The sequence below is a fragment of the Indolivaga macrotermitis genome, assembly GCF_900128985.1.
In the GTDB taxonomy this organism is placed as follows: domain Bacteria; phylum Bacteroidota; class Bacteroidia; order Bacteroidales; family Dysgonomonadaceae; genus Dysgonomonas_A; species Dysgonomonas_A macrotermitis.
Map to the genome: position 1 here is coordinate 80,106 of NZ_FQUC01000005.1, position 14,450 is coordinate 94,555.

Below are 14,450 nucleotides of genomic sequence, written 5' to 3' on the forward strand. Positions count from 1 at the left end.
AAACTCCGTGTTTAATTATTTCTATCGATTTTATTCTGTCTCTTTACCATTCTTTTTCTGAACAGCATGATATATTTTATTCGGAATAGAATAGATTTTCGTAAATCCTTTCGCATCATCCGAAGACCAAGCTTTGTTTACTTCACCATACTCGCCGAAATCAGCTTTCATCAGGTCGAAATCACTTTCTACGCCAACCAATGTATAATGATAAGGCTTTAACTCAACAATTACACGCCCTGTAACATTGCGTTGCGAGCTTTCGAGCATAGCTTCTATATCGCGCATCACAGGCTCAAGATACTGGGCTTCGTGTAAAAACATTCCATACCAATTCCCAACCTGGTCTTTCCAGTATTGTTGCCATTTAGATAAAGTATGCTTTTCGAGCATCTTATGTGCATTGATGATCACAAGAGGGGCAGCAGCTTCAAAACCGACACGTCCTTTGATACCTATAATAGTATCACCGATGTGCATATCGCGACCGATGGCATAAGCCGAAGCTAATTCTTCCACCTTATTTATAGCATCTACTTTACTGGCGTATTTAATGCCGTTAATGCCGTCAATTTCTCCGTTAACGAAGTCAATAACCAGAGTTTCCGAACCTTTTTTCTCCAATTGCGAAGGATATGCCTCTTCAGGTAAAGTCTGATTCGATTTTAATGTTTCCTTACCACCTATACTCGTTCCCCAAAGACCTTTGTTGATAGAATATTCCATCTTGGTAAAGTCGGCTTCATATCCGTGTTTTTTCAAATAATCAATTTCGTATTCACGAGTCAGAATCATGTCACGGGTTGGAGTAATGATTTCTATTTCGGGAGCTAATACCCCGAATGTCAAGTCGAAACGCACCTGATCGTTTCCAGCTCCGGTACTTCCATGTGCAACAGCATCAGCACCTATCTCCTTTGCATAATTAATAATAGCTAAAGCTTGAAATATACGCTCCGAGCTTACCGAAATAGGATATGTTCCGTTACGCATCACATTACCGAAAATCATATACTTGATACTCTTATCGTAATATTCCTGAGTAACATCTAGTGTTGCATGTTTAACAGCACCCAGCTTGTAGGCTTTTTCTTCTATCGTTTTCAATTCGGCAGGCGAAAAACCTCCGGTGTTGGCTATTGCGGTATAAACATCATACCCTTTTTCTTCCGATAAATACTTGGCACAAAATGATGTATCCAAACCTCCGCTAAATGCTAAAACAACTTTCTTTTTCATTTTTGCTTATTATTTATTTTTTCTTCTTTTCTGATTTGTTTTACAAGGTCTTTAATCACAGGCTTGTCTTTGTGTGTAGCCGGATCGTAAAGCATAGCTGTACAGATACAGTATTTACGGTCGGTACGTTCAAGTACATCATGATTCTTACATCCCTGACAACCACGCCAGAAGGCTTCATCGTCTGTTAATTGGGCAAATGTAACAGGTACATATCCCAATTCGGTATTAATCTTCATTACAGCAGCCCCTGATGTCAACCCAAAAACCTTAGCCTCAGGATAACGGGCACGACACAAAGCAAAAGCCATTTGCTTTATTTTTTTAGCTAATCCGTGACCTCTGAATTTATCAACAACAATTAACCCCGAGTTAGCAACAAATTGCTTATTCCCCCAGGTCTCGATATAACAGAAACCGGCAAACTCCTTTCCGGCAAGAGCTATTATAGCTTTACCTTCCTTAATTTTAAGTTCCACATATTCGGGAGATCTTTTGGCAATACCTGTGCCACGCACTTTGGCCGCGGCTTCGATGGTATCTAATATAGTCTGAACATACCCTACATGTTCGTCATTGGCAATGTTGATAGTAATATCTACGTCAACCCCTATTTTTTGTTCTGTTTCCATTTTTATCGATTGATAAAATATTGTTGATCATTGAATGTTTGGTATAATTACAGATAACGATGCCACCACATCTTCTCTGTTTACATTTTCTCTTGGAATTAATAAAATAGTATCATCTCCTGCAACCGTTCCTAATATAGTACGGGCGGCTTTATTATCTATCTCTCCGGCGATTGCCATTGCATAGCCGGGACGGGTCTTAATAACAGCTAATTGTCCTGAAAATTCAATATTAACAAAGCCATATGCCGACAAAGATGTGTTTTCTTCAATTACAGGCAAGCCGGTATTGAATGTTTCTGATAGCTGATAAGCATATCCACCTTTAGAAGTGGGTGCTTTTACAACCTTCATCTCTTTAATGTCACGTGAAAGGGTTGCCTGGGTTACATCAAAACCTTTATCTGTTAGTATATTAAGTAACATATCCTGACTCGTTATATCTGTAGAAAGAATAATGTCTTTAATTATTTTATGTCTGCTTTTTTTGCTCATTAATTGAATATTTATACAAATATACTGCAAATTTATACATAAAAATACATGTAAACGATTTTTTTGAATAAAAAAACGGACACATAAATAATATGTATCCGTGATATCTTGTATAAATAAGATTTATCGTCAGAAAGGCACTATATCATTACCTCCGATAGGTGGAAAATTATTAGCAGTTTCAACCGGTGATGGAGATGAATTCATCCGTGACCCGAACTGAGCACTTGCATTATTATATTCATCCTCAATATTCTGGAAACGGGCAAACTCACTTTTGAAACGTAAAAGCACATCAGCTGTAGCACCGTTACGGTGTTTAGCGATGATAATCTCGGCAAGACCAACGAGTGAATTTCCTTTCTCATCTTCCAGTATCTTATAATATTCAGGACGGTGAATAAAACATACCATATCGGCATCCTGTTCAATCGCACCCGATTCACGAAGGTCTGATAACTGCGGACGCTTACCTTCCGCTCCTGTACGGCCTTCGACACCACGATTCAACTGCGATAAAGCTATAATCGGGATATTCAACTCTTTGGCTAATCCTTTCAACGAACGCGAGATCATACTTACCTCTTGCTCACGGCTACCATAATTCATACCACTGGCATTCATCAGCTGAAGGTAGTCGATAATAATCATCTTGATGCCATGCTCACGAGCCAGACGGCGGGCCTTTGTTCTCAATTCGAATACCGACAAACTGGGTGTATCGTCTATAAACAAAGGTGCATCATAGAGTTCTTTTATCTTAAAGTCGAGCTGTTCCCACTCATAAGGTGCCAATTGTCCATTCTTGATTTTTTCACCTGGTATTTCACAGGTATTCACAATCAGACGATTTACCAACTGTACGTTGGACATCTCCAAAGAGAATAATGCTACCGGATAATTATATGTTACAGCCATATTTTTGGCCATAGAAAGTACAAATGCTGTTTTTCCCATCGCAGGACGGGCAGCAATAATCACAAGATCGGAGTTTTGCCATCCCGAAGTAATTTTATCAAGATTAGCAAAACCTGTTTGTAAACCACTTAACCCCTCAGGACGGTTTGCTGCAATCTCTAGCAGATTCAATGCTTCTTTAATAACCGGATTGATTTGGGTTACGTCTTTCTTTACGTTCCCTTGAGATATTTCAAAAAGTTTACTTTCGGCTTCTTGCATCAGATCGTCAACATCCGATGTTTCATCAAAAGCTTTATTGGTGATATCGGAAGAGAATCCTATCAGTTCCCTTGCTAAATATTTTTGAGCAATGATACGGGCATGGAATTCGATATGGGCAGCTGAAGCCACTTTTTCGGTTAACTGGGCAATATATACAGGGCCTCCGACTGCCTCCAGTTCTCCTGTCTTACGAAGTTCTTCCACAACTGTAAGCATATCCACAGGTGCTTGCTTGGATGCGAGGCTAACAATAGCCCGATACACTATTTGATGAATGTCATCATAAAAACTATCAGCCTTTAGTATATCGCTGACCTGCGAATAAGCATCTTTTTCAAGCATCAGAGCTCCTAAAACAGCTTCTTCTAACTCTCTTGCTTGTGGCTGAATACGCCCTATTTCTGATAACGCCTGATTGTTTTCCTTGCCCCGCCCCTTAGTATTATAGCGTTGCGTCTTTTTGTTTTCCATCTTTCTTGGATTTTGCATCTCAAAGATACTTCAAATAAACAAGTATTAAAAGTAAAGTTATTGACAAGTAATGAACACCTACTTATGGATTATATTTTGCTTTATTCAGGATATTCTGGTTATTATCCAAAGCTAATATTGAGCTTAAATCATCTCCAGTATTTTTTGCATAATTCTTAATTATCTGCAAACCAAGCCAAGCACCTATCCTACCCGGTGAGTCAGCCGAAATAGAAGCTGTATAAGGAGCTTCATCCATATACTTTTGAATAGTAAGGAAATCGGTGCTGAACAGATTATTCTGATCTACAGTCTTTTTCCATATATTTTTAGAGTTATCATCGCACCACTTTATTTGGTCAGCAGTATATCCTAAGATATCAGCTTCGCTCCAATCTGGTAATAATTGTTGCAGAGCATATAATATTTTCCCTTCATACAACATCTCAGATACAAGGTCTTTTCGTTTATTAGACTTGGGCTGCTCTGTCAATAACCATGCTTTCAAATAATCCCGGACAATGTATTCAGGTTGCATCTGTATGCGTTGGTATTCTTCGAAAAATTCCTGATACGCAGGATAATCTTTCCCTAAATACTTATCAGTTGATATAGATATATAGTTGTCCAGTACTATTGTATTTGCTTTAAAACCTGAGACATGTACACCGAATGTAGGCAATTGTTTTCCTTTTAACAAGGTATTTGCCCGACTGGCAGCTTCGGTCAGCTGTTGTTGGTAAATTGTCATGTCCGCAAATTGCGATAAGGCATCAGTATATATCTTGGATAAGATCTTATTCGAAAAATACTCCCGTAATCGTGCAAAACATTCAGGACTATCTACATCAACATCTTTATTATCAACGGTGACAGTACCAAAGGCTTTTAAAAACTGGGGGTATTTCTCTTTCAGAGATATCTCTTTTTCCGTGGTAGGATCGATCAGATAAGAGTGAAAATCGATATCAAATCGTTCAACAGTAATCAATGAGCCCTGATCTTGTACATATGCACTATTATTGGTCTTTTCAGTGTGACCGGTGCAACTACAAAATGATGATACTGAGACGAAAAAGAAGATAAAACTTGCGACATATTTCATATTTTTTTTAGTATAAAAGTACATAAGAATAACCTGAGATAAAAATACTTAATTTTTTCTGATGGATAACCCTTTCGGTATTGATTATTTCTCATCTGCACATTTTTCATTACTGTTAACCTGAAAAGACAGCTTTGACGGAGAAAAAAAATAAATTATATTTGTATAGTTTTTAAGACATTACAGGTTGTTTTAGCTTTACCTTCAAAAGGCTATATTCAAGTTTTACTTAACATTATATGATAACTATACTGGGAATAGAGTCTTCATGCGACGATACAGCTGCTGCTGTTATCAGGGATGAAGTACTTCTTTCTAATATTATTTCGAGCCAGAAAGTCCATGAAAGTTACGGGGGCGTTGTTCCCGAACTGGCTTCACGGGCACATCAACAAAACATTATACCGGTAGTAGATGAAGCTCTGAAAAAAGCCGGAGTAACGAAAGACGAAATTACAGCCATCGCATTCACCAGAGGTCCCGGCCTGATGGGGTCTCTTCTTGTAGGAACATCTTTTGCTAAAGGACTTGCTGCTGCTTTAGATATACCCATGATGGATATAAACCATTTACAGGCGCATGTATTAGCTCATTTTATAAAAGAAGATAAGGAAGATACTAATCAACCATCATTTCCTTTTTTATGTTTACTCGTATCGGGTGGCAATTCGCAGATCATAGTTGTAAAGTCTCATAAAGAAATGGAGATTATCGGACAAACTATAGACGATGCTGCCGGTGAAGCTTTCGATAAATGTGCAAAAGTGATGGGATTGGGGTATCCCGGCGGACCAATTGTCAACAAGCTGGCAAATCAGGGAAATCCTGACCGTTTTAAGTTTAACAAACCTCATATTGCAGGATATGATTATAGCTTTAGCGGATTGAAAACGTCTTTTCTCTATTTTCTAAGGGACGAATTAAAAAATGATCCAGGCTTCATAGAAAAAAATAAAGAAGACTTATGTGCGTCATTACAAAAGACAATCATAGATATTCTTATGGATAAATTAAGGAAAGCGGCAAAAGATTTAAATATCAAGGAAGTCGCCGTAGCCGGAGGTGTTTCAGCGAATTCGGGATTAAGGGATGCTTTTGAAGACCATTCGAAAAAGTATGGATGGAAAATACATATACCCAAATTTGGTTACACAACGGATAATGCAGCAATGGTAGCTATTAGCGGATACTACAAGTATCAGGATAACGAATTCTGTGAAATGGATGCCGCACCTTTTGCCCGGGTAACCGTTTAAGGACAAAAAGATCAACTAAAAAACCTTCGTTTGAAAAACAAACAAAGGATAAACTACAATAAAACAACACTTTTTGAATATGAGACACGAAGATAACTCTTCGCATATTGAAGATTTCGATTATGAGAAAGACTTCAATAATGCGTATAACAATTCGGAGACAGAGTCCCTGAGTCCGGAAAACCCCACTGAGATACCCTCCTTAGATCCTGTAATCGAGCGACGGTCATTAGTCCCGGTTACCGAACCGGCTACTATCGCAACGACTGAAAATACGATAGTAGATAACGCAACTGCTATGCAGATGATAACGGGTAACGGAAGTTCATTTAATACTGAACTTGGTAAGTCTAATTTTCCATTAGCATTACTTGGAGGATTCATAGCATCCATTGTCTGTGTCTTTATATGGGCTGCAATTACGGTTTCTCTAAAATATCAGATAACATATATGGCTATCGGTGTTGGATTCGCTGTAGGCTATGCCATCCAAAAAATCGGAAAAGGCAGTTCTCCCATATACGGAATTCTGGGAGCAATATTTGCTGTATTAACTTGCTTCTGGGGTAATGTTATTAGTTATACCTGCTTCATTGCCAACGAATACGAAAATTATTCGTACTTTGACGCAATAACTGGATTAGATTTCGATACAGCCATGTATATTGCAATAGAATCTTTTGATTTTATAGACGTATTCTTTTATATACTTGCTATTTATACCGGATATATGTTCTCCATAAAACGAAACGGATGATATATTATTTATTAATATTTATAGCTATTCTTGATTTTTGCTGGACTCAATATCTGGCGTACCGGAATCGTAAAAAAATGAGTCCGGATATTCCTTCCGAGTTACAAGGAATATATGATCAGGAGAAGTATCTAAAACAACAATCTTATCAAAAAGAAAACAGCCGTCTGGGATTAATATCCGGAACAACTCTTTTTGCACTATTACTTTTAACCCTTGTTACGTATGGCTTTGGCTGGATTGACTCTACAATACGGTCATACATAAGCAATCCGTTAATGATAACCCTGACTTTTTTCGGCTTTATTCTTGCTGCAAGCCAGATATTATCCCTACCCTTTTCCTATTATGACACTTTTGTTATAGAAGCAAAATATGGTTTTAATAAATCAACGCGGAGAATGTTTTGGGCTGATTGGATAAAAGGACTGATTCTTAGCATTGTTTTAGGCGGAATTATTGTATCCCTATTAGTCTGGGTATATGATAATCTCGGTAATTCGGCATGGTTATTAGCATGGGGAATAATGACTGTCTTTTCGTTATTTATAACACTATCCTATTCAAACCTCATAGTACCGATCTTTAATAAGCAAACACCCTTGGAAGAAGGAGAACTACGTTCAGCTATCAAAGCATTTTCAGAGAAAGCGGGATTCGAACTAAGCGATATTTATGTAATGGATGCATCGAAAAGGACAACAAAAGCCAATGCTTATTTTACAGGATTAGGTAATAAGAAGCGGATAGTTCTTTATGATACTTTGATAAATGATTTATCGGCTGACGAAATAGTAGCCGTTCTGGCTCACGAAATAGGACATTATAAGAAGAAACATACTGTTCAACAACTTATTATCTCGATATTTCAGACGGGATTACTCTTATTCCTGTTATCTTTCTTTCTGGATAGTCCTGCTGTAGCAACAGCGATGGGTAGCGAGATTCCATCATTCCATATTGGAATCATGGCTTTTGTGTTGCTATTAGCGCCATTCTCATTAGTCACGGGAACTTTGATGAATTTGCTTAGCCGCAAGAATGAGTATGAAGCAGATGCTTTTGCCACCAGTTTCGGTCTGGGAAATTCGTTGATCGAGGGCTTAAAAAAACTATCGGTTAAATCCCTGAGTAATCTCAATCCGGACCCTCTTAATGTCTTTTTTTATTACTCACATCCTACACTGCTGCAAAGAATTCTCAGAATAAAAAATCTGAATAAATAATATTCAGATTATAAGTGATTTCTGTTAGTGGCGGACTTTTTATATTTCTTATGACATAAATAAATTATATATTTGTATAGAACAATATTATTAACAAATAAACACACTTAACCTTATGAAGAAATTTATTACCAGTTTTATACTCCTTCTATTTTGTATTACTGCAATCGCTCAGAGTTATACTGAAACAATATACCTAAAGAATGGTGGCGTAATAAAGGGTGTAATAATAGAACAAATACCTGACGAAAGTGTAAAGATCATGACTAAAGACCAAAACGTATTTGTCTTTAGATTTGAGGAGATCTCGAAAATTACGAAAGAAGTTCCATCCAGACATAACTGGAATAGTAAATCGACCACTATAAGTAGCGGATACAAAGGATTTGTAGATCTGGGCTATACAATAGGTATAGGTGATGGCAGATATGCCGGACGCATTGATTTTACAACATCTCATGGATACCAGATCAATCCTTATATTTATCTGGGTATCGGTTCCGGGGTAAATTATTTTTGTGAAGAAGGTGCTGATGAATGGTCTTTTCCTCTATTTGCAAATCCAAGGGCTAATTTGTTAGATGGTCCAATCACTCCTTTTGTTGATGTCAAGATCGGATATACTTTCGGAGATTTAGTAAAAGGATTTTATCTATCACCATCATTAGGGGTTCGTTTTGCTTTATCAGACCGAAATGCCATTAATTTCAGTGCCGGATATACTTTACAGAATGTGAATTATGATTACGATTTTTATTATGGCGGATCTTATTACAATTATTCGGATAAAATAAACCTTGGAGGTATTACTCTAAAACTCGGATTCGAATTTTAAAATAAACAAAAAAGAGCTGCAATATTTGCAGCTCTTTTTTATAAAATACAAAAATTGGCTCAAAACAAATATTTCTGAATTCAAGTAACAATTCTAATAATGAAAAAAGCAATCTTTTCTATATTACTCCTGTTTTTCAGTTTAACACTTACAGCTCAATATTATACAGAAACGATTTATCTTAAAAATGGAGGAGTAATTAAAGGTACAATTATCGAACAGATACCTGATGAGAGTGTGAAAATAGTAACATTCAGTGATGATATAATGATATTTAGATTTGATGAAATTTCTAAAATAACAAGACAAAAAGTAAAGTCATACATTAACAGAAATAGTAGAACAAATGGTTATAGAGGTCTTATTGATATAGGATACAGCTTTGGCATAAGTGATATAAAAAAAACAGACAGGGTGGAGATAAGTATTAGCCAAGGCTATGCTTTCAATTCAAACTTTTATATAGGAGCTGGAGTAGCCGTAAATTACTATACACAAGGTGATGGGATGAATTCGGCTTGGGCGTATCCTATTTTCATAAATCCTAGAGTATATTTAACGGATGGAATGCAAATTGTATCACCATTCCTTGATTTAAAAATTGGTTATACTACAGGAAGTAGCGTGAAAGGTTTTTATCTGAATCCTTCCATTGGGACTAACTTCTCTTTAAATAATGGTAATATTGTAAATATTAGCGTTGGATATACATGGCAAAGTACAGATGTTATGTATTGGGGAAGCTGGAGTTCCTCAATAGAAAAAAAGAATCTGGGAGCATTATCTTTAAAAGTCGGAGTTGAATTCTAATTATATATGCTATTTGGGATAAAGAAAAAGAGCTGCTAAAAAAGCAGCTCTTTTTTTATTTAAACTTTTCTCCATCCCATGTAAATAAGTCCGGACAAATCGGATAATTACCCTCCGCATTATACTGTTTGGCTAATTGCCTGATTTTTTCCACACCTTCCGTATCATTACTACCTGCTATCAATAATAAATCCCTGTTAGGAATAGCGATAACAAATTTACCATCAACCGGAAAAAACTCTTTTGTCCATATATTGTCAAACAAGATCAAAGAAGCTTCATAATCACCACCTGCAGCAATTCCATACAAACCGTCGTCTCCCACTTTATTTACCAGACCTTCGAGTTTTCGTTTCAGATTATCAATGGCTGTTTCAAGAAGTTTAGGTTTTTCTATATTTAGCTTTTGAAAATCATCCGGATTAAGGTATGCAATAGAATGATTGTTATCTTGTGCAAAAACAATGATAAGCTTATCATTATAAGGTTCGAAAACGATTGGCAGATCTTTTCCTTTTACTAATCTTTTTAATTCATCAATATAAGCGATAGGCTTAATAACAGGAACAATATTAGAAATTTTAATAGTCTCCTTATCATATTTATGTATCTCCGAGGCTGCAGATGTATAACGGGATAAAATGTTACCTATATCACCTGGATTTCCCAGATATTCGGTATAAGCATTATCCAAAAAATGCTGAATACTATCTTCCTTGGAGGTAATAAGCAAATCTTCGGAAATTGTAAAGTCCTGATCCGGAACCTTAAGCTCTAAAGAATCCATATAAATAGCAGTAAACTCATACGGAGTTAACTTCGACTTGTCTGAACAGTTCACTAATAATAAGCTTACACTTATTAGATAAAGTGATAAGTAAAAAAGTTTCATTTGTGATTTTAGTGTTGTTTATGAAGCAAATATAATAAAAAAATCTCCTGTAAAGTGATTAAATCTTTACAGGAGACCTATTTATAAAATGTTTTATACAATCTTATCTGATAAACAACAATTCTCTGTATTTAGGTAGAGGCCACATGTTATTATCAACTATCAATTCCAGCTTGTCGATATGATAACGGATCTCATCCAGATAAGGAGCAACTACATCATGATATTCGATCGCTTTTTCACGTTCGTTTTCTATGTTGTTAGCTTTCTTACGGGCATCGACCATTTCATGCACTTTTGCATTAATAGCATTTACGTGAGATGAAATCTTATCTATCAACCGAATCTGTTCTGCTCCTTTTATCTTATAGTCTTCGAAAACATCTTTCAGTTTCGCAACATTTACAAGAAGAATAGACTGATAAGTGATAGAAACCGGAATTATATGATTTAATGCCAAGTCTCCTAATACACGCGATTCTATCTGGATCTTCTTTGTATAAGTTTCCCATTTCACTTCGTTACGGGCGTGTAACTCTACTTCTGACAGGATGCCAGCGAAAGTTTTGATACTTTGTTTAGATGTATAGCTGTCATATATTACAGGTACACTGGTTTCGCAGTCCAAACCTCGTTTGGCAGCTTCCGCCTTCCACTCATCACTATATCCATTACCGTTGAACCGGATTGGGCGGGATTCTTTGATATATTTTTTCAATATTTCGTAAAGAGCTTCTTCTTTCGCTTTACCTTTTTTAATCAATGCATCTACTTCAGCTTTGAATAGTCTTAGTTGCTCAGCAACAGAAGCATTCAATGCAGTCATGGCAGAAGCACAGTTAGCAGAAGATCCTACAGCGCGGAACTCGAAACGGTTACCTGTAAAAGCAAAAGGAGATGTACGGTTACGGTCAGTATTATCTAATAAGATCTCAGGAATTTGACCTACGCCCAGACTTAAACCTTTTTTATCGTCTACAACGATGGCATCTTTTACTGTACTGCTTTCGAATTTATCTAAGATATCGCTAACCTGGCTACCCAAGAATACCGAAATAATAGCAGGAGGAGCCTCATTTGCACCTAAACGGTGAGCATTGGTCGCAGATGAAATAGATGCTTTTAATAATCCGTTATTCTTATGTACTGCAGCCAGAATATTCACAATAAATGTGATAAAACGAAGGTTCTCTTCTGTGTCTTTACCCGGAGACAATAGATTGATTCCTGTGTCGGTTGTTAAAGACCAATTATTGTGTTTTCCTGATCCGTTAATTCCTTTAAATGGTTTTTCATGAAGAAGAATACGGAACGAATGACGGCGCGCAATCTTTTCCATCAGGGACATGATCAGTAAATTATGATCTACAGCCAGATTACATTCTTCATATATAGGAGCTAACTCAAACTGATTAGGAGCAACTTCATTGTGGCGGGTTTTTACCGGAATACCTAAAGCATATGATTCATACTCCAGTTCTTCCATAAACTTGATCACACGTTGCGGAATAGAACCGAAATAATGGTCTTCTAATTGTTGATTTTTAGCACTTTCGTGACTCATTAGAGTACGTCCGGTCAACATTAAGTCGGGACGGGCCGCGAATAAATCTTCATCAACCAGAAAATATTCTTGTTCCCAGCCTAAGTTAGAATTGACCTTAGTTACATCTTCACTTCCGGGAAAGTAATGGCAAACATCGATACTTGCTTTGCCAACCGATGATATTGATTTCAACAACGGAGTTTTGTAGTCAAGAGATTCACCTGTATATGAGATAAATATTGTAGGGATACAAAGCGTATCTTCTACTATAAATGCAGGCGAAGTCGGATCCCAAGCCGAATAACCGCGGGCTTCGAATGTATTACGCAAACCTCCTGAAGGAAAGCTGGATGCATCAGGCTCTTGTTGTGCAAGAATCTTTCCGCTGAATTCTTCGATCAAACCACCCTGACCATCATGTTCGACGAAAGCATCATGTTTTTCGGCAGTACCATCAGTCAATGGATGAAACCAGTGTGTATAATGGGTCGCCCCATTTTCTAAAGCCCACATACGCATACCGGCAGCGACATGTTCGGCAATACCTCTGTTGATTGGTTCGCCTTTGTCGATAACCTTGCTCATGATTTTAAATGTCTCTTTAGACAAATATTTAGACATGGCTCTACGGTTGAAAACATTCACTCCGTAATATTCCGACGTCTTACCTTTCGGTTTTTCTACCTCTACAGGTTTTCTGTTTGCTGCGGCAGCAACAGCTTTGAAACGTAACTTAGACATAAAAGCTGATTTTTGATGTGTGATATTATAATTTTATATTTTTTAATCTGCTGATTGCTTCTTTTGTGTTTTCGAGAGACCCGAATGCCGTTAACCTCAAATATCCTTCGCCACTCGGTCCGAAACCAAGACCGGGTGTACCTACAATATTCAGTTCATTAAGCAAATAGTCGAAAAACTCCCACGATGTCATGCCATTGGGTGTCTTCACCCAGATATAAGGAGAGTTAACACCTCCGTATACTTTTAATCCCTGAGCCGATAGTCCTTCACGAATAATTTTGGCATTATTCAGGTAGTATTCAATTGTCTCCCTCACCTGTTTTTTCCCTTCCGGCGAATAACAAGCTTCCGCAGCCCGCTGAATAATATAAGGTACTCCGTTGAATTTAGTTGTGTGACGGCGATTCCATAATTTATTCAATTGAATTTCTTCACCCTTACTTGTATAAGCAATCAATTCTTTCGGAATAACTGTATAGGCACATCGGGTTCCTGTAAATCCGGCAGTCTTAGAGAAACTACGGAATTCGACCGCTACTTTCTTAGCACCTTCTATTTCATAAATACTGTGAGGTACATTGTCTTCGGTAATAAATGCTTCGTAAGCCGAATCGAAAAGTATCAACACTTTATTAGCCAGAGCATAATCAACCCAAACTTTCAACTGATCTTTTGTTAAAGTAGTGCCTGTTGGATTATTAGGGTAACACAAGTACACAATATCTACTTTAGAGGTTGGTAATGATGGTACAAAATTGTTTTCTTCAGTACATGGAAGATATACTATCTTACTCCATTTTCCGTCAGTTCCCAAGTCACCCGAACGACCAGCCATAACATTGGTGTCTACATATACAGGATATACGGGATCGGTTATCGCTACCACATTATCGGTTCCTAATATGTCGCCAATATTACCGGTATCACTTTTGGATCCGTCACTGACAAATACTTCATCGGTCTGAATATCCAGCCCTAAAGCCTTGTAGTCATTTTCGACTATTGCATTTACCAGAAAATCGTACCCCTGTTCAGGGCCATATCCTCTGAAAGTTGTACTGTCAGCCATTTCATCTACAGCCTTATGCATAGCTTCTATGCAAGCTTTTGGTAGTGGTTTGGTAACATCTCCGATACCTAAACGTATAATATTAGCAGCCGGATTGGCAGCTTTAAATTCATTTACTTTGCGTGCAATATCCGAGAATAAGTAACTCCCGGGAAGTTTTAAATAATTGTCGTTTACTAAAGCCATTTTAT

General features: G+C 37.2%; 13 protein-coding genes. 5 read left to right on the plus strand and 8 right to left on the minus strand.

All coding sequences use genetic code 11. The annotated features are described in order from the left end of the window. Positions 1 to 30 precede the first annotated feature (30 nt). The 5 genes from BUC12_RS08545 to gldB form a co-directional block, all read right to left on the minus strand. A complete protein-coding gene (locus BUC12_RS08545; RefSeq protein WP_062182521.1) occupies positions 31 to 1,239 on the minus strand; it encodes an argininosuccinate synthase in 1,209 nt (402 codons plus the stop codon). After that, complete coding sequence (locus tag BUC12_RS08550) at positions 1,236 to 1,871, minus strand: GNAT family N-acetyltransferase (protein ID WP_062182518.1); 636 nt, start codon at positions 1,869 to 1,871, stop codon at positions 1,236 to 1,238. The genes BUC12_RS08545 and BUC12_RS08550 overlap by 4 nt, the downstream gene beginning before the upstream one ends. Positions 1,872 to 1,898: 27 nt before the next feature. Continuing rightward, positions 1,899 to 2,366 (minus strand): arginine repressor, encoded by a 468-nt coding sequence (locus BUC12_RS08555; protein WP_062182515.1) that lies wholly within the window; start codon positions 2,364 to 2,366, stop codon positions 1,899 to 1,901. Between the two features lie 129 nt (positions 2,367 to 2,495). Then, positions 2,496 to 4,019, minus strand: coding sequence for a replicative DNA helicase (dnaB, locus tag BUC12_RS08560; RefSeq protein WP_062182511.1), 1,524 nt, complete (start codon positions 4,017 to 4,019; stop codon positions 2,496 to 2,498). A gap of 82 nt (positions 4,020 to 4,101) precedes the next feature. After that, a complete protein-coding gene (gene gldB, locus BUC12_RS08565; protein ID WP_139262037.1) occupies positions 4,102 to 5,124 on the minus strand; it encodes a gliding motility lipoprotein GldB in 1,023 nt (340 codons plus the stop codon). Positions 5,125 to 5,363: 239 nt separating this feature from the next. Between gldB and tsaD the strand changes: the two genes are divergently transcribed. The 5 genes from tsaD (at position 5,364) to BUC12_RS08590 (ending at position 10,008) form a co-directional block, all read left to right on the plus strand. Continuing rightward, positions 5,364 to 6,380 carry a tRNA (adenosine(37)-N6)-threonylcarbamoyltransferase complex transferase subunit TsaD gene (tsaD, locus tag BUC12_RS08570; protein ID WP_062182505.1) on the plus strand — a complete coding sequence of 339 codons (1,017 nt, stop codon included), beginning with the start codon at positions 5,364 to 5,366 and terminating at the stop codon, positions 6,378 to 6,380. Between the two features lie 79 nt (positions 6,381 to 6,459). Beyond that, positions 6,460 to 7,137, plus strand: coding sequence for a hypothetical protein (locus BUC12_RS08575; RefSeq protein WP_062182502.1), 678 nt, complete (start codon positions 6,460 to 6,462; stop codon positions 7,135 to 7,137). Then, a complete protein-coding gene (locus BUC12_RS08580) occupies positions 7,134 to 8,363 on the plus strand; it encodes a M48 family metallopeptidase (protein ID WP_062182498.1) in 1,230 nt (409 codons plus the stop codon). The genes BUC12_RS08575 and BUC12_RS08580 overlap by 4 nt, the downstream gene beginning before the upstream one ends. Positions 8,364 to 8,478: 115 nt before the next feature. Continuing rightward, positions 8,479 to 9,198, plus strand: coding sequence for a hypothetical protein (locus BUC12_RS08585; RefSeq protein WP_062182495.1), 720 nt, complete (start codon positions 8,479 to 8,481; stop codon positions 9,196 to 9,198). A gap of 99 nt (positions 9,199 to 9,297) precedes the next feature. After that, on the plus strand, positions 9,298 to 10,008 hold the full coding sequence (locus BUC12_RS08590; protein WP_062182493.1) for a hypothetical protein: 711 nt from the start codon (positions 9,298 to 9,300) through the stop codon (positions 10,006 to 10,008). Positions 10,009 to 10,063: 55 nt separating this feature from the next. On the opposite strand, the gene BUC12_RS08595 is transcribed toward BUC12_RS08590, so the two are convergent. The 3 genes from BUC12_RS08595 to BUC12_RS08605 form a co-directional block, all read right to left on the minus strand. Then, positions 10,064 to 10,900, minus strand: a complete 837-nt coding sequence (locus BUC12_RS08595; protein ID WP_062182490.1) for a DUF1444 family protein — start codon at positions 10,898 to 10,900, stop codon at positions 10,064 to 10,066. Positions 10,901 to 11,003: 103 nt separating this feature from the next. Beyond that, on the minus strand, positions 11,004 to 13,187 hold the full coding sequence (locus tag BUC12_RS08600) for a glutamine synthetase III family protein (protein WP_062182487.1): 2,184 nt from the start codon (positions 13,185 to 13,187) through the stop codon (positions 11,004 to 11,006). A 25-nt stretch (positions 13,188 to 13,212) separates the two neighbouring features. Further along, a complete protein-coding gene (locus tag BUC12_RS08605) occupies positions 13,213 to 14,445 on the minus strand; it encodes an LL-diaminopimelate aminotransferase (protein ID WP_062182485.1) in 1,233 nt (410 codons plus the stop codon). Positions 14,446 to 14,450 lie beyond the last annotated feature (5 nt).